The organism is Spiroplasma endosymbiont of Melanargia galathea (assembly GCF_964031075.1).
In the GTDB taxonomy this organism is placed as follows: Bacteria; Bacillota_I; Bacilli_A; order Mycoplasmatales; family Mycoplasmataceae; genus Spiroplasma_A; species Spiroplasma_A apis.
Genome location: NZ_OZ035000.1, coordinates 660,469 through 686,773, shown reverse-complemented (window position 1 = coordinate 686,773; position 26,305 = coordinate 660,469). Strand labels below are relative to the sequence as shown.

The 26,305-nt window shown below is 25.2% G+C and carries 23 protein-coding genes and 1 other annotated feature; of the genes, 18 read left to right on the top strand and 5 right to left on the bottom strand.

What is annotated here, in order from left to right; genetic code table 4:
* Positions 1-232: 232 nt before the first annotated feature.
* The 4 genes from AAHM92_RS03080 (at position 233) to AAHM92_RS03065 (ending at position 5,749) form a co-directional block, all read left to right on the top strand.
* Complete coding sequence (locus AAHM92_RS03080; protein ID WP_500221882.1) at positions 233-2,542, top strand: hypothetical protein; 2,310 nt, start codon at positions 233-235, stop codon at positions 2,540-2,542.
* 157 nt (positions 2,543-2,699) lie between these two features.
* Entirely contained in the window at positions 2,700-3,731 is a 1,032-nt protein-coding gene (locus AAHM92_RS03075; RefSeq protein ID WP_500221880.1) for a formate/nitrite transporter family protein, read from the top strand.
* A 180-nt stretch (positions 3,732-3,911) separates the two neighbouring features.
* A complete protein-coding gene (locus AAHM92_RS03070; RefSeq protein WP_500221878.1) occupies positions 3,912-4,727 on the top strand; it encodes a hypothetical protein in 816 nt (271 codons plus the stop codon).
* Between the two features lie 317 nt (positions 4,728-5,044).
* Positions 5,045-5,749, top strand: a complete 705-nt coding sequence (locus AAHM92_RS03065; RefSeq protein WP_500221877.1) for an ATP-binding cassette domain-containing protein — start codon at positions 5,045-5,047, stop codon at positions 5,747-5,749.
* 198 nt (positions 5,750-5,947) lie between these two features.
* On the opposite strand, the gene AAHM92_RS03060 is transcribed toward AAHM92_RS03065, so the two are convergent.
* Positions 5,948-6,301 carry a hypothetical protein gene (locus AAHM92_RS03060; protein ID WP_500221875.1) on the bottom strand — a complete coding sequence of 118 codons (354 nt, stop codon included), beginning with the start codon at positions 6,299-6,301 and terminating at the stop codon, positions 5,948-5,950.
* A 291-nt stretch (positions 6,302-6,592) separates the two neighbouring features.
* Here AAHM92_RS03060 and AAHM92_RS03055 point away from each other — a divergent pair, with 291 nt between their 5' ends.
* The 6 genes from AAHM92_RS03055 to AAHM92_RS03030 all read left to right on the top strand — a co-directional run bounded on the left by AAHM92_RS03055 (position 6,593) and on the right by AAHM92_RS03030 (position 15,751).
* Positions 6,593-7,501 (top strand): hypothetical protein, encoded by a 909-nt coding sequence (locus AAHM92_RS03055; RefSeq protein WP_500221873.1) that lies wholly within the window; start codon positions 6,593-6,595, stop codon positions 7,499-7,501.
* Entirely contained in the window at positions 7,489-8,610 is a 1,122-nt protein-coding gene (locus tag AAHM92_RS03050; protein ID WP_500221871.1) for a hypothetical protein, read from the top strand. The genes AAHM92_RS03055 and AAHM92_RS03050 overlap by 13 nt, the downstream gene beginning before the upstream one ends.
* Position 8,611: 1 nt before the next feature.
* Positions 8,612-11,245 carry an endo-beta-N-acetylglucosaminidase gene (locus AAHM92_RS03045; protein ID WP_500221870.1) on the top strand — a complete coding sequence of 878 codons (2,634 nt, stop codon included), beginning with the start codon at positions 8,612-8,614 and terminating at the stop codon, positions 11,243-11,245.
* A 1,146-nt stretch (positions 11,246-12,391) separates the two neighbouring features.
* Positions 12,392-13,630, top strand: coding sequence for a TRM11 family methyltransferase (locus AAHM92_RS03040; RefSeq protein WP_500221869.1), 1,239 nt, complete (start codon positions 12,392-12,394; stop codon positions 13,628-13,630).
* Between the two features lie 1,213 nt (positions 13,631-14,843).
* Complete coding sequence (locus tag AAHM92_RS03035) at positions 14,844-15,218, top strand: hypothetical protein (protein WP_500221867.1); 375 nt, start codon at positions 14,844-14,846, stop codon at positions 15,216-15,218.
* Between the two features lie 62 nt (positions 15,219-15,280).
* The gene (locus AAHM92_RS03030) at positions 15,281-15,751 is read left to right on the top strand and encodes a hypothetical protein (protein WP_500221866.1); all 471 of its coding nucleotides are present in this window, start codon (positions 15,281-15,283) and stop codon (positions 15,749-15,751) included.
* A 91-nt stretch (positions 15,752-15,842) separates the two neighbouring features.
* On the opposite strand, the gene AAHM92_RS03025 is transcribed toward AAHM92_RS03030, so the two are convergent.
* The 4 genes from AAHM92_RS03025 to AAHM92_RS03010 form a co-directional block, all read right to left on the bottom strand.
* The gene (locus AAHM92_RS03025; protein WP_023789573.1) at positions 15,843-16,055 is read right to left on the bottom strand and encodes a hypothetical protein; all 213 of its coding nucleotides are present in this window, start codon (positions 16,053-16,055) and stop codon (positions 15,843-15,845) included.
* Positions 16,056-16,142: 87 nt separating this feature from the next.
* Positions 16,143-16,298 (bottom strand): hypothetical protein, encoded by a 156-nt coding sequence (locus tag AAHM92_RS03020; RefSeq protein WP_500221864.1) that lies wholly within the window; start codon positions 16,296-16,298, stop codon positions 16,143-16,145.
* Complete coding sequence (locus AAHM92_RS03015) at positions 16,277-16,516, bottom strand: hypothetical protein (protein ID WP_500221863.1); 240 nt, start codon at positions 16,514-16,516, stop codon at positions 16,277-16,279. The genes AAHM92_RS03020 and AAHM92_RS03015 overlap by 22 nt, the downstream gene beginning before the upstream one ends.
* Before the next feature lie 362 nt (positions 16,517-16,878).
* Positions 16,879-17,187 carry a hypothetical protein gene (locus tag AAHM92_RS03010; protein WP_500221861.1) on the bottom strand — a complete coding sequence of 103 codons (309 nt, stop codon included), beginning with the start codon at positions 17,185-17,187 and terminating at the stop codon, positions 16,879-16,881.
* Positions 17,188-17,412: 225 nt separating this feature from the next.
* Here AAHM92_RS03010 and AAHM92_RS03005 point away from each other — a divergent pair, with 225 nt between their 5' ends.
* From AAHM92_RS03005 to AAHM92_RS02970, 8 genes are all read left to right on the top strand, one after another.
* Positions 17,413-17,799: a TraM recognition domain-containing protein gene (locus tag AAHM92_RS03005; protein WP_500223118.1), complete on the top strand. Its 387-nt coding sequence runs from the start codon at positions 17,413-17,415 to the stop codon at positions 17,797-17,799.
* A 182-nt stretch (positions 17,800-17,981) separates the two neighbouring features.
* The gene (locus AAHM92_RS03000) at positions 17,982-18,209 is read left to right on the top strand and encodes a hypothetical protein (protein WP_500221860.1); all 228 of its coding nucleotides are present in this window, start codon (positions 17,982-17,984) and stop codon (positions 18,207-18,209) included.
* A gap of 126 nt (positions 18,210-18,335) precedes the next feature.
* Complete coding sequence (locus AAHM92_RS02995; RefSeq protein ID WP_500221859.1) at positions 18,336-20,081, top strand: AAA family ATPase; 1,746 nt, start codon at positions 18,336-18,338, stop codon at positions 20,079-20,081.
* 144 nt (positions 20,082-20,225) lie between these two features.
* Positions 20,226-20,378, top strand: coding sequence for a hypothetical protein (locus AAHM92_RS02990; RefSeq protein WP_500221857.1), 153 nt, complete (start codon positions 20,226-20,228; stop codon positions 20,376-20,378).
* A gap of 18 nt (positions 20,379-20,396) precedes the next feature.
* Entirely contained in the window at positions 20,397-21,077 is a 681-nt protein-coding gene (locus AAHM92_RS02985) for a hypothetical protein (protein WP_500221855.1), read from the top strand.
* 623 nt (positions 21,078-21,700) lie between these two features.
* A complete protein-coding gene (locus AAHM92_RS02980) occupies positions 21,701-22,384 on the top strand; it encodes a hypothetical protein (RefSeq protein ID WP_500221853.1) in 684 nt (227 codons plus the stop codon).
* A 476-nt stretch (positions 22,385-22,860) separates the two neighbouring features.
* Positions 22,861-23,035 (top strand) — a binding site (T-box leader).
* Positions 23,036-23,076: 41 nt separating this feature from the next.
* Positions 23,077-25,728, top strand: a complete 2,652-nt coding sequence (locus AAHM92_RS02975; RefSeq protein ID WP_500221851.1) for a valine--tRNA ligase — start codon at positions 23,077-23,079, stop codon at positions 25,726-25,728.
* Positions 25,721-26,248, top strand: a complete 528-nt coding sequence (locus AAHM92_RS02970; protein WP_500221849.1) for a GNAT family N-acetyltransferase — start codon at positions 25,721-25,723, stop codon at positions 26,246-26,248. Before AAHM92_RS02975 ends, AAHM92_RS02970 begins: the two co-directional genes overlap by 8 nt.
* Positions 26,249-26,305: the final 57 nt, after the last annotated feature.

Genomic DNA, 26,305 nt, shown 5'->3' with positions numbered 1-26,305 from the left:
TCTTCAATAATAAATATAAAATCTAAGTTTATATTGGTCAACTTAAATTTTAGTTTCATACTAAAATCATTTAATAACATTACCAAGAATTTATTAAATATTCGAAAAAATAGTGTAGTACTCAAAGTTAATACTATTAAAACTAAAATTACTATTGATTTAAAAAACGGTAATACTCCCCCAAATTTAATCCTTATCTAAACAAAAATGGATAGGAAAAAGGAGAGATTTTATGAAAAAATTACTTAATTTTTGGTTGGCTGGAAGCTTATTGACAACTTCTTTATCATCAGTTATTTCTTGTAACAAACCAAAAGTAACATCTAAAAAACAAAAGGAAACAAATAACCAAAAAGATATGCTAGAGGGGGCAGATTTCATTTCAAGATTGGTAGTTGCCTCAAGACATGAGAATTTAAACTACAATTTAAATGAAATTTTATCAATGTATTTAACACCCAATAACTCTGTTTTGAAAGTTCCAACAAGTTATGTATATAACAATCAAGAAATCAATGTAACCGAAAAAATTAGCAAATTCAAAAGACTTTTAGAGCCAAATTTAGACTTATTTGATGACAATCATTTTACAGGGATGTACGCAAGTTACGTTATGGGTATGTATGATAATGAGTTTTATTCAAATTTTATAACTGAAGGTAGTGATAATGCAGTTTATTTTAATGATACATTTTCTAAAGAAGGTAACACTGGTAACAATAAAAACAAAAATAATGCAACTGGTTATGCTGCAGGTTTAAATAGAGATATTAACTTAGCAAAGGAAAAAGAAAGAAGATCATTAAGTTGAGGTATACAAGATACTGGAGCATTAACTAATTTTTTACTTGTTAATGGATTAGATGGTGGTTTTCCAGGTGATGCAAATAGTACTATTTCACCAATGAATCCAGCAAGTGACAGATTAGGTGGTACCAATGGTGGGGGTTATGCTTGATATAACAGTTTGATAAGTTCAACAAAAGGTAACAAAAACGCAAACGGTATAAAACAATTAGATGTCAATCGAAAGTTAAAAAACAAACATATCGAACTAATAAAAAATGAGAACAAAGAGAGCTTTGGAACAATATTACAAGAAAATGGTGCCGAAATAGAATTTAATAATACAGGTTCTTTACTTGTTAAAACTGCTGGTGCATTAAACTTTGATGCTCATATTAATAACATCGGTAGCTTTTTAGATAATATTTTTGAAACAGAATCTGGAGCAATGATATTAGGTGAATTGATGAGTTATTTATTACCAGTAGTTCCAATGTCTAGCAAAAACGGTTTTGACGCGCAAGCAATATCTCAAGTTGAAGGTTTTAAATTGGTGACATCAACTTGAAGTGCGTTAAAAAATATAATAGACAATGAAAATGTCAAAAAATATTTACAAGGAGTTGGACTAGATATTTCAAAAAAAGCTTACTCTAATTTAGATAAAGCACCAAACCCAGGATCATCAATAGCAGGGAATGAAGATCAAATTGGATTTGATAAGTTATATGGGTTAATGCCAAACGACAAAGAAAATAATGGAACTAATGCCAAGTACATTTTAAATATGATTGATGATATAGAAAAAGTTTATTCAAATTTAAAAGACTCTAAAAAACAAGAAGAGTTCGCAAGAATGATGTTCATGGATGACTCACCATTTAAAAAAGCATTTGAAGAACAATTAAAAAGTATCGACGCAGATGGAAGTTTATGAGAAAATACCATCCAAAAAAATGGTATTGGTGGAATCAATATTATGTCGCTTATGAAAAGACCATTCGAAGATGCAATTAATGACGATATTAAAGAGGAAATGAATAAAGCTGCTGATTATATGAGAGAACTTCAAAAAAAGAAATTCACTAGTTTGAATTTAAAAGAGAAAAAAAATTATTTAGAAATGCTTGGTTATAAAAATGGAAAATTCACCAAAGATAGTTTTCTAGGAAGAGCTTTTGAAGGTTTAAAAGATAAAAATATTAGGGGAACTAAGGAACTGGAATATATTTTTAAAGGCTTTAAAAATAAATTATCAAATAAAATGAAAGAACCACATGATAAAGTATTTAAATACTTAGTTGATGATGAATTCTGAGATAAAAATGTAACTTATGTTTCTTCAACAAGTAATACAAGTATTGGAGCAAAGATGGAGTTTGATTTAACATATAAAGGAAAGGGCGACACTACTTCAAATGCTTCAAAACAAACAAAAGAAGTAAATGTTCCAGAAAACTTTAATCCTTATCAAACAATAAAAGATAATCAAAAAGATGTTATTGAAAAGTTAGGAAGTAGAATAGACACTTCTAGAATTTCTGGGGAAGTATTAGGCGTTAACAGTGGTGTTATTAGTAAAGAGGATCTCAAAGCTTATGATGGTTTAGGAAACTATAATACATATGAGTCAGTTGAAAATAAATATAAAATAGTTTGGGAAAATATCAGTATAGACCCATCTTCACCACATTGAGTTATTACATCATTTAGATCTTTTAATAATGAAGGTAACGAATTCTTTAATATTTATTAAAATGTTGCAAAAAAATAACATTAACCGCCGAGAGTGGCGGTTTTTTTCATTTTCTCCACTTTTAGTAGATTTTTTTCCAAATTAGTATAAAATTTTTCTAAGTTTGGATAAAGATTTATTTTAAATTTAGTTCAGACAGTTTGAAAGGAGTTATAAAATGGATTTAAATAATATTGATAAAGAAGAGCTTTTAAAAGTTGAAAAACCACTTTATTTATTTGAACTTGGTTATGTTGAAGCGTTAAAAGCTGTTGGCGATACAATAAAATTTTCAAATATGAAACATTTTATATTAGGAATATTAGCTGGAATTTGAATTGGGGTTGCTTTTACTGCTGCATTTTATGCATCATATGCAATATCAGCACCATCTGCACAAAAAATACTATTGGGGGTAGTTTTTGCAACCGTCCTTTCTCCAATCTTTTTTGTTGGTGGTCAGTTTTTAACATCATATTTTTTTATTACTTTTAGTGTCATAAAAGGATCGGATAAAGTGATGACCCTATTAAGAGCTTTTGCCTTTATTTATCTAGGAAATATCATTGGTCAGCTATTTTTTGCTGTTCTATGACAATTTAGTAGTTTTGGACAGGATTTAGAAATGAATACTTATTTATATAATGTTGGTGTCTCTAGATTATTTGATATTGGTAAATCAGCATTAGCATTATCAGAATTTAATACAGGAAACATTTCTGTTAAGGATTATGCTATTACTATTCTTAAATGTCTTTTTTCTGCTATGATGTGTGGATTTTGCGTTACTGCTGCATTACCTGCATCTAAGTCTGTAAAAGGTACAAACGACCTTTGTGCAACTATATTTTTAATGTCAGTTATGATTTTCTTATTTGCAATTTCTGGTTATCAACACTGTGTTGCTAATTGATATTTATATATATTAATTTTGTTTCAAGCAATCTGTCAAAACGATATTTTAATGCATGGTATTCATCAACACTCATCCATTATGGTATTTATTTACTTAGTAATATTCAATTTACTGCCAACATTGCTTGGAAACTTTATTTCTGCAATTTTACTAGGTTGATTACTACATTTAATTAATAAAAGAATGAGCAATAGATATATAGCTTATAATGGTGCAATCAATAATGTTTCAAGATCTCTAAAACTTCAAAAAAAAGTAGAGGAAGAATATTTAAACTCTAAAAAAAACAAGTAACTTTGAGAAATAAAACTACTATTAAGTAGTTTTATTTTGCCAAGTTTTTAAGAGGTTATTGGTTAGTTATCCTTAGTTTTTTATACAGCAAATATGAAACTTAAAAAAATTTTTTCATATTTTAGTTATAAAATATATACATAATGTATTTAAATTCATAAAAGAAAGGTAGTATAAACAATGGTTTTCATAAGAGGCAATAAAAAATCATTTTTAGAGTCAAAAATTAGTTTGTCATTAGTCATTTTATGTTCAATTTTTGCTATACTTCCTTGCTTAGATATTCTTTTCAAAAATGAGTTTGGAGTAAAAGCTTATTTTACTGCTAAGTCAACAATAAGTTTTGTAATCTCTTTGATTTTTATAAAGATCTTTGTATTTCAATTCAAAAATTTTGTAAAAAGTTATAATGAGGAAAAGAAAAAAATCACTTCTTACTTTTACTTTTTTAAGAATAAAATGTTTCATAATATTATAAAAACAGGTTTAATTTTAACAATATTTATCTTATTAACTTTTTACTATATTAACTTTTTACAAAAAAGTGAATTTACTGAGAATTTTTCAAGAAATAACGGTTTGATTTACAAGCAAGGTAGTTACTGAGATTTAAATTCTGTCACAGATATAATGAATATTTTTAATAATTATTATGTTAAAAACATAATTTATCTATTGGTGTCTTCATCATCATTGTTTTTTGTTATTCTTGGAACAGGTATTATTATATCTTATACTTGCTTAAAAGTCTCAGAAGTAAGAATGCAAAGAAAAATTATTAAAAGTATTGAAAAAGTATATAGAATGTCAAAAATATCTAATAAAAAAGAGTCTAAATCAGAGTTTAAGAAATTCTTACTTGAAAAACAAGCTGAAAATAGAATTGTTTTTATTGAAACTTATTTATATACTTTATATAAAGTTATTTTTAGTGAGGTTAAAATACTTCGAGATACTAAAAAGGCTACAACCCCACCATTAGAAAGATACATTTAATATTTACAAGTGTGATTTCTAATTGCTAATTAATTTTTTAATAAAATAATATATTAATAATAATAGTCGGGATAAATCGCCAGAATTTTTATAATTTAAGGCGATTTTTTTTTGTAACATGAAAAGCAATTCATAAACTTTTTATATAGTTGTGAATTGATAATTTTAACTACATTTAAAAGTTTCTAGAAAAATTAAGGTTATAATAAAATAAATATAATTTTTTTTTAAAATTATATAAAAAAGACAACAAATGTTTTTCTTTTTAAAAATTGATTTAAATAAAAATTTTAAATCAAACAGGGAGGATAAGAAAATTGATTGAGATTAAAAATATTACAAAAAAATACGGAAATAAGGTTGCCTTAAATGATGTATCATTAAACATTTCTAAAGGTGAAAATGTAGCGATAATTGGCGCAAACGGTAGTGGTAAGTCAACCCTTGTAGAAATTATTTGCGGAATCCAAAAACCTTCAAGCGGTAGTGTAAAAATGTCTAAAAATATAGACGACATAATCGGTATACAGTTTCAGGAAGGTAACTGGCCGACAAAAACAAGACCTTTAGATTTAATAAAGTTTTTTAAAGGGCAAAAATGAGCAGAGGATAAGTATGTTGCAGAGATTTTTGAAATCTTTGAAATTGAAGAAATCTATAAACGCGATATTAATAAACTTTCACTAGGTCAAAGACAAAGGTTAAATTGCTTTTTAGCAATTATTAACGATCCATCATTGGTTGTTATAGATGAACTTATAACTGGTCTTGATTTGAGAATACATTTAAAACTTCTTTCATTTTTTGAAAAGATGAAAGAAAGTAAAGAGAAAACTTTATTGATAGTTTCTCATATACCTGACGAAATTGAAACCTTGTGCGATAGATTGATTGTTATGAAGAATGGGAGTATTTACGAAGATATAAAATTAAATAAGGTTATTGACGATCACAAAACAGTAAAAAACTTTTTAGAAAATCATTTTAGAAATTCGAAGGTACAAAATGAAATCAAAAATTAAATTTACAAATTTAAATAGGTTACTTTTCTTAGTGACAAAGATTCTTTTCAAAGACCCAAAAATTTATGTTGTTTCAATTTTGATCCCGATGGTATTATCATTCTTACTTTATTGAGTTTGAGGAAAAATGATTGTGAATGTTATTTATACACCTCAGTTATTTGGATTTTTATCAATAGGAAGCATAATGGTTGGATTTTATCTTTCTCTTGTTGTTACAGAATGAAAGTCAACTAACTTCTTGAAAAAAATAAAAGGGTCTGGAATATCGTCATTAGACTTAATGCTTGTTCTTTTTGTTAATGCTATTATCTTTTCTTTTATTTCAATTGTCTTTTCTGCAAGTCTAGCTGCAATAACAACTAGATTTATACCAATGTTTCCAATTGACTTTTCTATGCTGATTAATGCAACTTGATACATTTGAATATTTTTTCTACTATCAAGTTTCTTAATGTCAATTGTTTCTTTAATGATATTTATATCAATTTCAAATATTTCAAACAATAAATATATCATCTTAGCAATCAATACAGCAGCACTATTTATCATTATATTACTTTGTGATTTAACAATTATTCCTTATATCACATCTAAGATAAAGTTTATTGCTGTTTTAGAATATTTAAACCCTTTGAAATATTGTGTATGAATAATATATTTAATCACATCGTACCAATTCCTAGATAGTTTTGGAATACAACAAATATTATCTACAAATAATATAAGTGGTTTATTTGTATCTTTTAACAATATATACATACCTTTGTTCATATCAGTTTTAGTTCTAATATCTATGTGTCTATATATTAAATATAAATTTAGTTGAGGGGTGAAAAATTAATGAATAATTTAACTTCAAAAAACAGTTTTTCTAGAACTATTCTATTTACTTTTTGTTCCTCAATTAAATCTTTTAAACTTTATGTGTACATGATACTAATACCATTTATTGTTTATTTGTTTGCTTATTTTTATACATCTAATTTTGACTTAAAAGTAGTAAATCCTGCAATTATGGTAGTCAAACTAACATTACCATCTATTTTCTCGATCTTTTTCATTACTTCAATGATTTCTGATTGAAATAATTCAGTATTTAACAAATATCTTTCAATATTTAAACTAAAAAAGATATATATGATACTTTCTATATTGTTGGTTTTTGTTATTTTAAATATTTTATCTTTATTTATCTTTATGATACTTTGCTCAACTGTAGATATATTTCTTCAAAATAAATCATTTTTAAATGCATTGAATCTTAACTATTATAAGGAACTTGTTAATCAAGATACAATTACTTTTTTATCAACTTTTAGAAGAACACTGGGAATTATATTTGTGCTTCTTTTATCTATTATATTTAGCTTTATTTATGGATATTTCGTTGGAACTTTGATAAAGCAAACTGCTTTAGCACAACTTATCAATATTTTGATAATATGTTTGATACTAATATTTAGCGAACATATAGTCAGTCCAAACGATGCAACTTTTACAAACAAAATAATGTATTTTGGATATTTGATTCCAAATAAATATTTAACTTGATTGATCTATTTATTTTATATCGATATACAAGTTGATAGTGGGTTGATTAATCTAGTAATCACTAACTTAACGACTCATCTGTTTACAACAAATTACTTAATTACTTTCTCAATTATTAGCGTTGAGTTTGCAACAATCGTTGGTCTATATTTAACTACTTTGTATCTTAAAGAAAGGAGACTAACATGAAAAAATTAATTCTATCTATACTATCTACATTCTTACCGATATCAATTACTTGTTCATCAATTTCTTGTTCTATTTCTAATTATAATGAATCAAAAATAGATGATATTCTAAATTTTAGAGAAACAAAGGTTGATTATAAATATATGAATAATTGACAAGACTTGTTACTGCAAAATGCCACAACTCTTGCTAAGTATTTCAAAGAGTTTAATAATAACGTTTATGCAGAAGCAAGAAAATGGAGAAAAGGAAATATTAACTCTCTAAAATCACAATTTCAACCGTTACCTCAAAAAAATTTGGATAATGATATTTATGAAACTAAAATATTCGTTGATTTAGAATTTCCATATAAAAACTCCCCCGAAACTCCTGTTAATGGTTCATTAGTTGCTGCATCAACCTTAGGAGAAGAAGAATTTATTCAAGTTTATAATTACAAATATCTTAAAGATAAGGGTTATATTTTTAAAGTTAATATAACTTCTGAAGGTTCATCCAGTTTAGATTTACCAATTAGGTTAGTAAATGAGAATGAACCTATCGATGAAAATGGTGCAATTTATTTCAAGGGGAGTGATACAGAAGGTTCGTCGTATATTAATATTGAAGCGATTAAGGATAATAAAACTTTAAATTTTAAACTTAATGTTAATAATTATAAAAATGACAATGTATATTTTTTACAGTGGAGAACGTTTGTTTATCTTAAATATTATCTTAGCGAACAATACGTTATGCAGTCAATTGCAGCTTGTTACTTAGTTCAAATTTATGCTCAAATGATGTATAATGCTTGCTACAATAGTCAAAAAGACTTAACAGCGAAACTTCCTTTATTAGATTCAAGGATGTTAAATTTATTGTTTTGTGCTAAGAACTTCAGTATGTTTCTAGGGTATATAGAGTTTTGGGCATCAGTTGATGATGAAGAATTAGAAAATACTAGTTATTATTTCTCATTCGATTTTTATGTTCACCCTATATTCAACTCAAGTAATCCAAATGATACTCAAGTTTTATTTAGTAACCCGGTATTAAGACTCTCAAATAAGCTTTTGAACTTTGCAATAAAATCAGCTGAGAAGTATGAAAGTTTGAATAGAAAGGAAAACTAAAATGAAAAAATTAATAAACTTTATGTTATCCTTATCTATCGTACTACCAACCACTCTATTTGTAGTATCGTGCAATATTGGTGAACTATCATCAAACAAGTTTCTTTCTTCTTTGAAGGATTTTGATTGAGAAAAAGATTCAAGGGGAAACGACATTAATGTACCTACAGTTAGTGATGATTATTTACTTAAGAATGAATCAGACTTCAATTTTGAGGAATCAAATGAAATTGTAGAACCTAATTTCAAAGGAAGTTATTTTGATTACGATGTGCTTGACACAAATTTCAAAGAATCGTCTTCATTAACAAAACAAGCGGTTACAGGAGTACCTATAAATAAAATATATTCATCAGGTAATACTTGAGCGGAGTTTGGAATTACTTCAAAAGCAAGAAAAGGGCTTAGAGCTAATACTATCTTGGAATGAAACAATAATAAAGACATTGATTTAAAATACGGTGTTTCATCTGAAAAATTACAAAAACGTACCAAAACTGCTTTAAAGTCAGTAGAGACACAAGACGAAAGAATCTCATTCGGAGACATTAGAGATCATTCGAGAGTAAATGGTTCATATCAAGCAACTAACGTTGGAACAAGAAACACATTTGAAAAAACTATTTCAAATTATCAATATAGAGACTATTTATTTGATTGAGGTCAACACGGTAACATCTCGCCACCTGCTGCAGATGTGATAGACGCTGGACATATCAATGGAACACCTGTATTTGGACTAATTTTCTTATCTGGATATGGTGGTCTTTCAAGAAATGACGTTGCGGACTTTTTAGAAAAAAACTCTGATGGTACATATAAAATTGTTGATGTTTTAATTGATATGGCTATAACTTATGGATTTGATGGTTGGTTCTTTAATGATGAAGCAAATGGTGGTTGACCAAATGGTACAGTAACTCCATCAAATTATGCTTTTGATGTTGTTAAGCAATATAGAGATAAAACTAAAAATAGTAACGATGAAAAAAAGAAAAACTTAAAATTAGCCTATTATAAAGATAGCGCAACTTATGACCAAGTTAATGGAACACCTACTTATGGTGACTATGTCAAAACTGCAGAATACGCAGACATTGCTCAATTAGATTTTAGAGTTACTCCAGATACAAATAATCGTTACTTAACTGATAACAAAATAAATCCTAATAAAGTTCATAATCTAATTGAATTATCAGCAAACTATGGATTTATTGGTAACTATGATTTTAGAAATTTAGTTTATGGTAAAGCAAGTACGAATCCAAATGAAAATGAATACAACAAAAATATCTATCAATCTTTTTCTTCTTTTTCGGGTGCTGGTTCAGGGGAATTTGGTAGTCAAGCATTCCAAATAGCAAACAAAAATGTTGATTTGACAAATTATCAACAAAGATTAAACTCGTTCTTATATGCTCAACAAGTAGCTAATTTATATGAAAATTATATGTTCTCAGGTGTAAACTCTTCATTATCGTCAAAAGACAAAGGTTTAGATGCTAGTTACCGTAATAATGTTTCCAATATGATTAAAGCCGATCCAAGAATTGACACAGGGAATGAAAAAGTTGATGATAATAATCCAATTTATAAAGTTTATGATTATAAAGAAAATAACGGATTAATTTCTAATAGTTTCGGGATTGGTAACATTATTCAAGAATTTACAACAATCAATGATGAAAACTTAGCAGATAAAGGTGGTATAAAATCAAACTTTTCACTTGGTAATGGTATAACTTTCTTAAATAGAAACAAAAAAGGTAAGTTAATAACAAAAACTAGCAATTATCCATGAACAAATAGAAGATTCACAGACTTAAACCCTACATACAATTTTGATATGAAACAAAATAAGCAAAATAATTTATCTTCACTACCTATTAACGGTGGTTTGAATGGTTTTTATGATTACTATGATGTTTATCAAAAAGGTAACTCACTCGCTTTTGGAGGACAATTAAAACTAGATGGTTCAATTACTGAAGGGTCTTGAAAAGCAAATTCTACTTATGATTGGAATATAATGGGTAGCAACCTTTCAAAAGATTCTTATGACATCAGTTTTATAGTGAAAGCAAGTCATGATAACCAAGTGTTGAATGATGTAATTAAAAATATAAATGTACTTACTACTTTTACTAATGATGGGAAAAGAGAGATAATCGAATCTCATAAACCAGTTATTGAAAATCTAGAAGATGGTTGATCAAGAATTACAATTAAAAATATTGCAACATCAAAAGAAAAAACTCTAGCTAAAATTGGACTTAAAATTAATGTAAATGATAATACACAATTTAAGTTTAATGTTGGTGAGTTTAATATCAGCAAAACTACTAATCCTTATAAAGGTGCTAAAGTTCAAAAGTTAAGTTCAGAAGCTATCATAACAAGAGGAAATGGAAATACAAATGTTCGATTAGAATGAGAGACAGACAATAATAATTATGATTATTTCGAAGTCTATTATAATCTAGACAATAAATGATATCGTGTTGGTGAGTCAAAAATCAAGGCAGCATATATACCAAATCTGCCATTTAATGAAAATATGCTTAAAATTGGATTAAGACCTGTTACACAGGATGGAAAAAATAATACATTAAGCATTTTCAAAATAAAATTATAAAATTTAATACTCGAAATGATCGATAACTAAAATTATCAAAATAAGAAAATTCTCTAAGTAATTATTGTGTTTAAAAACATAAATCCTACAAGGAGATTTTTTTTTTTTTTTATGAAAATTTGTACCTTGAGAAATACGTCATATTATTATTTGATACCAAATATGAAGTTGTGATTAATCATTATATAATCAACGTTTAAATACAAAAAATTAATCAACATAATGGAAAGGGAAAATCAACATAAAATAACAAGAGTTATTAATTTGTGATTTAAATAAAAAATTAAATTTACTAGAAGTGAGAAATGTAGTAAAAAAAATTTAAATGAATCAATATGAGATAAGCGTTTAATAATAAAGTATCATACGACTATGAATGAATATTTAAGAAAAGTAATTAATATATGAATTTCAGGAATAAATATAGCTTGTAACAAAAGAAAATTACTTTGAGTGCAATAAAGATGGCAATTAATATATGAGTTTTAGGATTATATTGACATCTAGAATTAAAACATTGATTTTTAAGCTCAAATAAAAAATCGATGTGAAATGAATATTTGTAAATAAGATTTATATAAAATACAAAATTAATTAATCTTGAGTTACAAGATCACATATACGTTTAAACAAAATATTTTTATTTATGTTTATTAACAATTAAAATCTTATTAATCATGAACAATGTTTTTTCTTTATCAAAGAATAAAAGTTTTATAGGAAAATTCTTAAAATGTTTTTATTCATATAATTAAGGCATTTGAAAGTCTGATCTTGAAATTGATAATGTAATTTAGTAAACCCTTATATTTCCGAATAAATAGGCTGAAAAAAATATTACTATTTTGTCAAAAACCTAATAATACGAAAGAAACAATCTCGTTAGGAAATCAACCAATTAGTGAAGCGAGATAATTATGCAAAAGTAAAAGGATATTGAATAAAATTAAACAAAAAAAAGTTTATTTATGTCAAAACAAAGATCAGTTTTAAGTTTGATGATTTTTTTTTGGAATTGGTTATACTTCACACGTTAATTTTTTATTAAATTTCGTAAATGTGTTAAGGTAGAACAATTTAGTATGAATAATGTTAAAAAAGCAAAATTTTAAATAGAATCTTCTAAAATAAATATAAAATTAAAATATGAAAATATATGATAAAAATTGAAATTTTAAAGATTTTAGTATGAAAGAATTAGTTCACGGGATACATCCTTATCCAGCTATGCTTATGCCGAGAATTATAAGAGCCATACTAAAGGAAAATGAAGATATTAAAAGTTTTTTGGATCCTTATATGGGCTCTGGAACTTCAATTGTAGAAGCACAAATGCAATGTGTAGATAAAATATATGGAGTAGATTTAAATCCTTTGGCTGTATTAATTGCAAAAGTTAAAACAGACACATATAATATAGACTTACTTAAGTCAGAGATACAAAAATGTATTGATTTTGATTTTTTACAAATTGATTTCAAGATGTTTACATTTAATATAATTGATACGTGATTTAAGAAAAACACTATAGAGGATCTTTCAAAAATAAAAAGTTATATAGATAAAGAAGTTAGTTTGGAAAATAAAAACTTTTTCAAGGTTTGTTTTTCAGAAACTATAAGGGCTTGTTCTATGACAAGAAATGGAGAATTCAAGCTTTATAGAATTCAAAAAGAAAAAAGAAATCTTCATAACCCTAACGTTTTTGATTGCTTTTTCAATATATTAAAAAACAATTTATTTATGATAGAAGAATATTCAAACTTCAAAAAAAGAAGTATGATAAAGTTGTTTAATAAATCGGTTTTAAACATTAGTGAACAAGATATTCCTGACAATTCAATCGAACTTGTTGTTACATCTCCACCTTACGGAGATAGTAGAACCACTGTAGCTTATGGTCAATTCTCGAGATTATCAAATGAATGGTTAAATATTGAAAATGCTAATAAGTTAGATAACTTGCTTATGGGTGGCACAAAAAATACAGAGGATAAAAATTATGTTTTCGATATTAAAGAACTCGACGAAACAATAAACGAGATAAAAGAAAAGGAAAAACATTTCAAATCTAAAAGATATTTAGAAGTAATTTATTTTTTTGTAGATTATTATAATTCTATAAAAACGGTTTCTAAAAAAGTTAAAAAAGGTGGAGTAGTCGTATATGTTGTTGGGAACAGAAGAGTGAGAAATATAGAAATACCATTGGATGATATAACGGTAAGAATGTTTGAGAAAAATGGTTTTAAACATAAAAAAACAATAATAAGAGATATTTTGAATAAGAGAATGCCTAGTTTAGCTTCAAACTCAAATAACAAGGTTGGTGTTATTCCAACTATGTCTAAAGAATATATAGTTATAATGTGTAAAGTTACCTAAGGTAACTTTTTTATTATTTATTTAGGAGAAAAAATGGAGACTATTAATAATGAAGTGGGTCTAGTGAATCTTACTTACAATGTTTTATTTAAAACATGGATTCAGACATCTACAAAGAATTAGTCACTCATTTTCATTCAAGTGAAGAATCCATTGAAAGCGTGTTGACCTACAAAATAGACTTAATATATTAACTTATTTAAAGTATCAAAATGTTAAAATGTATCTATTTTTTTCATTTTTCCTTACTTAAGAAACAAAAAAACATAATAAATAAAGTTAGAATTTTAGAAACTGTAAAGAACTTTGCAATTAATAAAATTTTGGTCAACCTAAAGGTAATATTTTTTTTATTATAAAAGATAGAATTGAATAGAAGTGTGGTTGATTTAATATATTACACGAACGAAAATTAATGACTCAAGCTTAGATGATAAATATTGTGTAGATAGATATATTGAATTCATGATAACTATTCAATTCTATTAGCTAAATGATCGACAATTAATCAACAATAGCAATGATAATTGAAGATGTTCAAAAACAGAAAAAATTCACTCATTTGATAAAATGTAATATGAAAATTTAAGTTTCACAATCAAAAAGTTAAAATTAATGGAAGTTTGTATATACCCAATAAATTAAAATAGAAAAGCAACAAATTCAAGGGGTAGGAGATTAGGGAAATCTACAAGAATAGATAATATAAATTATAAAAATATGATAGGTGATGTGAATACTTTTAAAAGAAAACTCATCTTTTAATATATTCCTAAAAGTTCTATCATTTAGTTCCATAAATATTCATTATATAAGTTATTTTTTTTGTATACTAAAATATGGTATGTTAAACTCAAAAAAATCTATATTTTTTATCAAACATAATTAGAATAATAACAAAAAATACAAAAAGTATCAAATTGAAAAAAGTCAGCTAACGCCAGCACTGTTATTTTATAACTGTAGAACTTAATTTTCCAAACTATAAGCAATTTTAATTTTTTACTTGAGAATAATTGAAACTTTTTTGATTTGAATAAACCGAATCAAAAAGTCCAATACCCCCTTATTTTTTCCCACAGCCCTACTTTATTGACATTTTTTGCTTTTAATATATGATTATATAAAGAAAAAATGTGAATTATATTTAAAAAATTATTAGCTTCTATATCAGTTTTATTAAAAGAAAGGATATAAAAATGAAAAAAATATCATGCTCGCTTACATCAATGTTTTTTTTTTAATAAATTCAGGGGTTATTGTAAATGCATGCAATGCCAAGCTTTTTGATCCAGATGCACCTAACATAAAAGTTTCTAACATAGAATTGAATAAAAATAAATTAAGTGAAACTAGTACAATAGAAGTACCTGAATATTTAGACGGAATAACATTAACAGCTACTGAGGATCAAAATGATCCTAATACAGCTTACAAATTGAAATTAGAAAAACAACCTACGAAAAATAATTTAATTGTAAGCTTTACTGTAGATAAAGATAATTTACCAGATAATGATTATGAAGAAGTATATCGTGTAACATATGGAGAATATGTAGCAGGTTTTCTTATACGTTTCATTGTATAAGCCCAATTAATAAATTAATTTATTAATAATTTTATTTAACTAAGTAAAAAAAAGAAAGGATAATGCACATGTTTATTGATTATGTATTTCAAACAATTTTTTTTGTATGCAGTTGATGTACATACAATTATTATAAAAAAGATTATAAAGAAAAAATTTTGAATAAAAACCCAATAATATTTTATTTATTTTGAGGAATAATTCAATTGATTGTAATAATTTCATATTTTATATTTCTTACAATATATTTATTAAATAATTTAAAAAATTTAGATTACTTATATATTCCTTTTACAACATCTGCTGGAATATGTCTATTACTTTTATATATAAAACAAGTATGATTTTATTGATCAATTAGAAGATTGATCTTAGAAGTTGTGTTAAAAGATGAACATAAATCTAAAAAAGTAGCTAGTGGAATCAGTTCATTTATTCCTATAATTGGGTATTTTACAACTTTAATATTTTATTTTTGAAGTCAAAAACAACTATTAAATAACGACTTTAAATTAAAATCAATATGATATTAAGGATTTTAAAAAGCAATTAGTTTATTTTTATAGTAATATGTGTTAAAAATAACCTGTCAATAATAAGCAATTATGTCCCAAAATACAAGAACTAGTAAATAGATCTTGTATTTTTTTTATTGAATAGATATCAGTTTGAATACCTTCACGGAGTATCAATTTTAGAAATCTTTATATTTTCACATTCTTCTTCAAACAAAGTATCTTTATTTTCATATAATCTGTTATCTTCAACTTCAAACAGGTTATAAATTTCATTCCCATAAGATGCAAACAATTTATCTTCACTAGTTTGCATAATCATTATCTTTATTTAGGTTTTAGATAAACTGGTGTAAAACCAACGCAAGCAAATCATTTTTGTTTTGAAAACTAATACTGTGACCACTATCTATAACTCGCTCTGTTCTATATGAAATACAATATTTTCATCTTTATCAAATGGTCTTTTAATGTTTGCTAAACTTTCTATTGGAATACAAAACATTGCGTAATATTGTTCAATTAACATTGGTAAATGTTCGTTTAATTTTTCAATGCTATTCAATCCCATAGTTCTAATCAGTGAGGTCATCTATTTTGTAATGTACCAAAAGTTCTTTCAACAAGAGCTTTTTCTTGAGGAATAGAAGTAGTTTTTGTTCTAACTCCTAATGAATGAAAAATAAATTGTAATTGAGTCTTAGAAACACTATTTCCCTCTAGATCTCTATTATTTTTACTACTAAAAACATTTCTATTATCACTAACATTTAACTCTGGCAAACCATAAGTTTTAAATGCTAATTTATAGATTTTGTAGTAACTTTCAGTAGTCTCTTGTTCACTAAAATAACCAACTAAAATTCTTTTGCCTGCTTTATCAATTACAAAATGTAAATGACATTTTATATCTTTGATTCATTGATGATTTGAAGCATCAGTTTCATAAATCTCTCCAAATTTTGTTATTTTTCTTTGACTTGGATGGGGTTTACTTGTTATAATTCATTTTGAAATATACTCTTCTAAAAAATTTTTGTGCTTTGCGGCTTTTAAATTTCTACGAATATCATTTTTTTGTTTTTCTATGTAAAGTTTCGATTAAAATTTTTTCTTGAAGCAATATTTTTCTAATTGAAGATTAACTAATTTTGTTTTTTTCAAACTAATTCTCAATAATGTTTAATGCTGAAGTCATAATATGTACTTTTAAATAGTTCAACAATTTCATCTTTTGTACTTTGTTGAATTTTATTAATTGGTGTCTTAAAAGAGGTTTTGTGAATAAAAGCTTTTGGCCCAATTTTTTTATACTCATTTAATTTTCTTCTTGTATGTTTAATGCTATATCCAAGTTGAAATGCAGTATTTTTAATTGAGTCTTTATTTAGAGATAGTTCTTTAATTAATCTTAGTTGTTCTTGTTTCATGGTGTTTAAAAAGTTCCTTTTCATAATTTCATCCATTTATTATAAATGAGTACATAATCGCTTCTTATTCATATAAGAAAAAGAAATTAAACTTATTTTTTTAGTATTTTTTTAAAATTAATGTGATATTAAAAATTTAAATAAAATTAATTAAAAAGTAGTTTGATTGATTTAGCTTATTTTTAAAATTAGAACCAGTTTCTAATTTTAAAAAATCTTTATGCCCCTTAAAATTTCTCACGACCAAATTTAATTAAATATGGTAAAGAGCAATTAGAAAGAGATGTGATTTTTTATCAAGATAAGTTCGGTAATTTCCCAGCAATTACAAATTTTGCAACCATATTAACAGTATCTAGAGGAAGAAGAATGTTTTTTAATTTAGTATTGCAGTCTTTTGAACAATTAAGTTCAAAATATGGAACTGATACTGCAAGTACAATAATGGCTAACTGTTTACTTACTGTTTATTTGAAGTCAGCATCAACAAAAACTCACGAGCAAATCTCAAAAATGTGTGGTGATACTAATGTAGAGGTAAAAAATAGTAGTCGAAATATTTACAAAAACGGTATAAAACATTTTCTTATCATCTGCAAAAAAACCCCTTGATTGAACCAACAGATATTAGATTAATATTTCCTCCCGATAAAACTCAAAATAACAAATATGCTATTGTAATTTAACAAGAAGCAAACCCAAACATAGTAACATATGAATATTTTTACAAAATTAAAGAATTTTTTAATATAAAAGTTAAAGATAAAGATATAAAGTTAAATAGGTCCATTAATTTTGAGAAAGACTACTTTATAAATTTGTTCAATTTAGATATAAAATCTAAGGTTATTAATGAAGAAATATTAACTGATGATGTAAATTTAAATGAAGCTTTTAAAAAGGAAAAAAATACTACTAGAGAAGATATATTTTCAATTTTAGAAGACACAAGTAATCAAGATATTGATAAATTATTGGATTTAAAGACTAAAGAACGAAATATAAGAAATGATTTGTACATATTACAATCTAAATCAGAAGATTAATTATCAAGTGAAGAAAAAGAAGAAATAAAAAGACTTCAAAAAGAATTAAAGTCTTTAATAAAACAAATTCAACACCTTTTATGGTGTTTTTTTGTTATTATTTATGTAAGCGAAAGGATAATTAAAATGAAAATTAAATTTTGAATAGAAAATTTTAGAACAATTACAGAAAAAAATATGATTGAAATTAATAGCGATCAAATTACTCATATTTTTGGTATGAATAATTCTGGTAAAAGCAATTTATTTGATTCTATTGCATGATTTTTTAATAAGCTAAAAGATACATCAAATATTCATACTTTTTTAACAGATCAAGGCTTAATGAAATATTTTAATAACTATGATAAATATAAAAATACTCATCCACCTAAAGTAAGAGCAAAAATAGCTATAAAGTGTTTCTCTTTATCGGGTTTTGATGATATTTTTTATTTCAAAGAATTAGTTGAAAAATTTGATTTGGATTTCAAAGTTAATGAAATTAACTTTGAGTGTACAAAAGAATTTTCAAAGGGATATATTGATCTATTTTATAATTACTATGAAAATTATGAAACTGATCTATCAAAATTTTATAATTCTTGTTATAAAAAATTTGCCAATTTTTGACCAAATAATATATTTTTAGAATTAGAAAATAAAGGCTCATCTACTTTTGTTCCTGATTTAAATATAAATGATTGAGAGCAAAAAATTTTGAATAATAAAATAACAGGTATAACTAAAGGAATTAAAGATGAAATGCTTTATTTATATAAAATTTTAATTAACTTATATTATAAATTAAAAACAGAAGGCAATAATATAATATCTTATGAATGGAAGTGTGAATACATTTCAAATTTAGAAGTAGAAAATCAGATTTTGCAAAGATTTTCATTAGATAAATATTTCAATAATAAAGATGATTCGAGTAGAACATTAGAAATAATTTTAAATTCTATTGAATCTAATGATCAAAAAATAACTGATCTTTTAAAAAAATATTATAATTTAAATATTGAAGATTCTAATGATAATTTGGTTAAACAAAGTATGAAAAAAAATATAATAAGCTTATTTAATACAAAATTTGAGAATATTTTTAAAGAGTTAGAAATGACAAAAAAAGCAATATGTGATATTAATGATAATGAATTCTTAATACTTATTGAAGAAATTGAAACTACCAATGAGCTATTATTTAATCATCCTGACCCAAATAAACAAAGTTCTGGATATAAATCTATAATTTGGTTTATTGTTTTATTTAGTTCTTCAATAAAAACAGAATACTATACATTATTATTACTTGATGAACCAGATAAACATTTACATTACAAATTGCAACAAAAATTGGCAAATTTTATTAGAAAAAATATTAAAAATACTAATAAATATAAAGTATTTATTAGTATAATTTCACACTCACCATATTTTATTGAAAATTTTTCAGAAGAACAAATTTTAATGATTGATTCAAATAAAAAAGGTGAAACAAATATTAAACAATTGAAAGATTTTGAAGATATTTTGGATGAATCATTAATTCCAATTGTTTCAATAAGTTTATATAAAAAATGATTCGAGGATTATTTGAAAATTGTAAATGACCCAGAAATGTATTTTCTTATTTTAGAAGATGATAAAAATATAAAAAAAATTTCTATTATTGAAAATTCAATAGATAGAATATATGAGAATAAAAATTTTAAAATTAAAGTAGTCAAAAAAGATTATATAAATATCCCATTTAAAGAATCTACCGTTAAAATTAATGATATATTAATTTTAAATAGTATTTTAACCACTACATTTAGGGGAAATAATTCAAAAAAAGCTATAATTACTAATCATTTAGTAGAATGCTTATTAAATGAAAATGAATAATATTTATGTTATACTTAAATTAAGGTAAATAGAGCACTAGCAGCGCTAGGACTCTATTTTTTTGTTTAAATTAATATTTTGTTACTAGCAATTGCTAGTTTTTTATTTACCAATTTTCCCTGGGGAAAATAGAAAGGTTTAAAAATGATTATACAAGATGAAATTTATGCTTATAGTTGTGAACTATGTTGTATTGATCTAAAGGAAGAAAATATCAAATTAATAAGTTCGTATAAACAAGGAGCAAAAACGCTTTTGAAGTTTGTAACAATTTCTATAAAGAAAATTTCATTTTAAAAGAAAGGAATATTAAATATGTTGTTTAATAGAGATTTTTATAAACAAGAATTTATAACCATGGATAAGAGTATTAGAGTTTTTGTTAAATTAAAAGATTCTGCTACAAAAACTTATCAAGAAATGTTTAAAAAAGATAATGAAATAACTTGTCAAATAATGTTTAAAAAAGATAATGAAATTTGAACAGAAGGAGAGAGTTTGATTACTTTCAACGATTGAACTAAAATAGTAGATAATAATTTGAAAATAGGAAGTTATAATATATATAATTCTCCAATAAATGATTATGACTATAAAAACATCTTATCGGGTTCTAAAAAGAAAGAATGTTATGGTTTTATAGGAAATTTAGATTTCTCTTTCCCTAACCGTGAAAATAAAGATATAGATACTTACTTGACTTTTAAATCACTGTTTAAGGACTTAGTGGAATATAATTTAAAACTCAAAGATGAAGATATTCAACAAAGTTGAGAAAAGAACTACATGAAGAATCGTTATATTGATTATTTAGCTGATAATTTTAAAAATAGTACTATTTGAAATAGTTTAAATAATAACGAAGAGTTACCAATAATGTTTGATACAGACCCTGATTGTAATATTATTGTTAATGTTGCAAAAAATGATGTTAGAACTAGTTATTTGAGTCGTGAACCTCTAATTTTAAATGAGCAGTTTTTAAAAGATTTTTAAAATAATTACTACAAAAATTTAATATTAGATAAAAATGAAGGGATGAGAGAAAAAAAGGGGGTAAAAAATAGATCGAGTAAATATTTATAACTGATGTAAAAACAGTTTTTATTTTGATTAAAAAAAGGAAATAAGGTGATTTAAAGCGCAAATACGCAAATAATGAATAAACATAACTTAATTAAATGTGCTGTGATCTGCTAAAAATTAAAAAAAGTCATGACTAACTTAAAGTAAATAAATCAAATATCGCTAAAAAAATAAAAATGTATGCAATTTTAATTTATTGTATTGCATAAATGAGAAATTAAAAAAAAGGAGCGATTATATTTACCCCTAACTAAGTAAAGTTTCTTTAAATGATTTAAATTTAAATAAAAGTTAAATATAATAAAGATATTAGGAGTTGCCTCAATATCTTTCAACTAAATATGTTGAAAGCCAGTAAAAGTCGAAAAAAGATATACTAAATAAACAAAAATTAAAATTGAGGCTTGAAAATTATGAATACAAACAAGTAAGTTAAAAAATTTAAAAAAGATTATGAAAAAAACTTATTAAAAGCTATTTTTTTTGAATCTTTTACTGAATTTAATAGTTTTGGAAAGTATACTTCTCAAAACGTGCCTTTAGTAAAACATGGTTATGAAGAATATATTTATCCTGATATATCTAATTTAAAGCAAAATGATAAAAGAAGAAAGAATCTAGAATTTAAAAATGAAGAGACAAAAGTATATTTGAATATAAAAATAAATCTTGAGAAATTAGAAAAAGATGATTGATATAAAAAAGAAAGCTTTGATATGTCACTCTTTGTACAAAAGTATGTAGAATTCGATTTTAATCGTAATTTTGCAAGATTTTTAGATAAGTTTAAAAGATCGTATCATTTATTTGTTGAAGGTTACATAAAAACTACCTATATTAAGATAAAATATATCAGATGTGATGCAGCTAATAGTATTTATTACAATAACGAGAACAACGTGAAAATTTATGAAAATTATAATTCGGATGAACATAGTGATTTTTTGAATAATGCAAAAGCTTTAAATGATGTATTTAATAATTTTCATTTTAGAAATTTTAGATGTAGTTTAAGTAATTCCTCGAGTAGGGAAAGATTTTTTCAAGAGTTATTTTTTAAAGGTGATCAAAAAATAGGATTGATATATTATGAATTGACGCCTACTTTAACTTGCAAAGGATTAGAGTTAAGTAAAAATTGATTTATCAAAAACTGAATGTTCATTTTAAATCCAGTCTTCTCAATAGTTTTGACTCTACTAGGTTATTTTTTATAATTTTTTCAAATAAAAATCGCATCTAAATTTATCATAACTTCTTAGATGATTTTGTAAGAGTGTTGTACACTGGTTAAATTCAGATATTTATAAGTGAAATAATAGTTTCTTATTTACTCATTTGTTTGAATCAATTAAAACAAGGTTAATAAAATGCTTTATTTTAAAATAAGTACAATAATAAAACAAAGCCTTATAGAAAAAAATATCTAAGTATTCACTAAGATTATAGTAATGAAGTAATTTATATGCATATATAATTATAGTAATTAATAAACTTATATGAAAACAATTATAAGATGCTTTGGGTTAAAAAACCTATATAAATACTATAAGAATCTCAAGATATATTTTAATTAATATCATTAGTTCATAAACCAAGATATATAAAAACTTAAAGGAGCGAAAAGTAACGAAAGTTTAGACTTTAAGCATGTAGGTTGAGTATATAAATGATTAAAACCCAAAAAAAGTGTATAATATTTCTAGACATAAGGAGTAGGTATCTTTATTCTTCCAGAGAGTTAGTGGTTGGTGCGAACTAATATTATAAAATACCGAAGGTTGTATGGTTAATTAAATTAAATATTTTAGAGTGGACTCACTATTGAGTCAATCAGGATGGTACCGCGGATTTAATTCGTTCCTTATATATAAGAAGGAACGATTTTTTTATTTAAAAAGGAGAAAGTATGAAAAAAGAGTTAGAAAAAAAATATAATCACTTAGCAGTGGAAGAAAATAAATATGATTTTTGAATGGAAAAAAATCTCTTTGTAGCAGAAAATGATTCAAATAAACCACCATATTCAATTGTTATTCCTCCCCCAAATGTAACTGGTAAGCTTCATTTAGGTCACGCGTGAGATGGTGCCCTACAAGATGCACTAATTAGATACAAAAAACTATTTGGCTATGATACCTTGTGAATTCCTGGAATGGACCATGCGGGAATTGCAACTCAAGTTAAAGTTGAACAGAAATTAAAGGAACAAGGAACTTCTAGATATGAAATAGGTAGAGCGAAGTTTTTAGAAAAAGCTTGAGAATGAAAAGAAGAGTATGCCAATACTATCAGGGAACAATGGAAAAAACTTGGTTTAAGTTTAGATTATACAAAAGAGAAGTTTACATATTCTCCAGAAATGAATAAAATTGTTAATTTTGTTTTTGTAGAAATGTATAAAAAGGGATTGATATACAAATCTAAAAGAATAATCAATTGAGATCCTAAACAAAAAACCGCTATTTCTAACATCGAGGTTATTTACAAAGAAACAAATGGTGGGATGTACCACTTCAAATATATTTTAGAATCTAATAGTGATAAATATTTAGAAGTAGCTACTACAAGACCAGAAACAATGTTTGGTGATGTTTGTGTTGTTGTGAATCCCAACGATAGTCGTTATACAGACTTTATCGGTAAAAATGTTATAAATCCAGCTAATAAGCAAGTTATCCCTGTTATAGCAGACGAATATGTCGATATAGCATTCGGAACTGGGGTTATGAAGTGTACACCCGCACATGATATTAACGATTTTGAACTTGGCTTAAAATATAATTTGGAAATGCCAATTTGTATGAATACAGATGGTACTTTAAATGAGCTAGCTAAAGATTTAGAAGGATTAGACCGTTTTGAAGCAAGAGAAAACTTGGTTAAAAAATTAAAAAATGAAGGAACATTCATAAAAAAAGAAGATATTGTCCATCAAGTAGGTTATTCTGAAAGAAGTGGTGCTATTGTTGAACAATATCTATCAGAACAATGATTTGTTAAAATGGAATCTCTAGCAACAGAAGTTATTAATTTACAAAATTCTGAAAAAGAGATAAACTTTTATCCTTCAAGATTTAATGAGGTTCTTTTAAAATGAATGGAAAACGCTAATGATTGAACTATCAGTCGTCAGTTATGATGAGGGCATCAAATACCAGCTTGATATCATAAAGAAACAGGTGAATTATATGTTAATACCAATCCACCAACTGATATTGAAAATTGAGTACAAGATGAAGATGTTTTAGATACATGATTTTCTTCTGCTCTATGACCTTTTTCAACAATGGATTGATCATCAACCAAAGATTCATATTTAATGAAAAGATATTTTCCAGTTTCAACAATGGTTACAGGTTATGATATTATCTTCTTTTGAGTAGCTAGAATGATTTTCCAAAGTCTTGAATTCACAGGTTATAAACCGTTCGAAAACGTTCTAATACACGGACTTATTAGGGATGAAGAAGGCAGAAAAATGTCAAAATCACTTGGCAATGGCGTGGACCCTATGAAAGTTATCGAAGATTATGGTGCTGATGCATTAAGATTTTTTCTTTTAACTAACTCAACCCCAGGTCAGGATTTACGTTATAGTGAAGAAAAAATAAGATCAAGTTGAAACTTTGTAAATAAAATTTGAAACGCTTCAAGGTTTGTCATGATGTATATTGATGTTATTCCTGATGAAACAAACTTTATTTTAAGTACGTCAAACTTTTCTTTTGAAGATAACAAACTAGAAAAATGAATATTAAATCGCTTGTCTGTTACTAAAAAAGAAGTTAAATCTGCTATGGACAAGTTTGAGTTCACAATTGCTGGCAAAGCTTTATATAATTTTATTTGAAACGATTACTGCAGCTGATTTTTAGAGTTAGCAAAAGCTAAAATTGGTGAAAATAATAAAGCTGCAGTAAAAACTAAAGAAACTCTTGGATATGTACTTAAACATATACTTATAATGTTGCATCCATTCATGCCTTTTGTGACAGAAGAAATTTATCAGAATTTTGATTTAAAAGAATCTATAATGTTAGAAAGCTGAAGTGAAGTTAATTTTGCATTTGAGAATGACTTATTTGAAGAAGTTATTTTAGAATCAATAACAAAAATACGTGAATTTAGAGCAATACATAACATAAAAAATTCTATTTCATTATCTTTTTACCTTAATTGTTCAACCTCTCAGGAGTCAGAAAAAATAAAAAGTCTTGTAAATATTTTGAATAAGTATTTAGGTTTATTATGTAATTCAAATGTTTCATTAGAAAAAGCTCCTTCAAATGATATTACTTCTATACCTTTATATGATTGTTTTTTAGAAATATTAAATAGTGATTTCATCGATAAAGAAAAACAGTTACAAGAACTGATTTCTAAGAAAATAGAATTAGAAAATGAAATTACACGAAGCAAAAACTTATTAAATAATGAAAACTTTCTAAAAAAAGCTAATGCTTCTAAGGTCGAAAACGAAAGAAAAAAATATGATCAGTATGAAATTCAATACAATATAATTTTAGAAAAGCTTTCGGATATCAATAAAAATGATTAAATGAAAACCAATTAAGTTCATTGGTGGTGAAAGAATTAATTTAATTCGGTGTGAAGAAAAATATAAACATGATATATTTGAGTATTGTAGTGACGAAAAGATAAATTATTTTCTTTCATTTGAAGTTCATAAATCAATTACTGATACAGAAAAAAATATTCAGGAATATTATTTAAATGAACCAGAAGGAAAGTTTCTAATTGAATTAAAAAATAATAACAAGGTTATAGGAGCGATAAATATAAGAAGTTATGAGAAAGATTATGCAATAGGTTATGTTGTTAATAAAAGTTTTCAAAATCTCGGATATTGTACAGAGGCTGTAAAAACTTTAACTGACTTCGCATTTGAAAAATTTAAATATAAAAAAATATATGCTTTACACGATATTGAAAATGTACCATCGGAAAGAGTCATGGAGAAAGCAGGATTCATAAAGACTGGAATGTATTATGATACTATCAACAAATACAATAAACCCGCAAAAGATTGTGTGCATCTTAAAAAAATACAATCTTAAAATTTTATAAAGATAATAAAAAATCCTTAAATAAGCGATGATCGAATTCTATCAAAG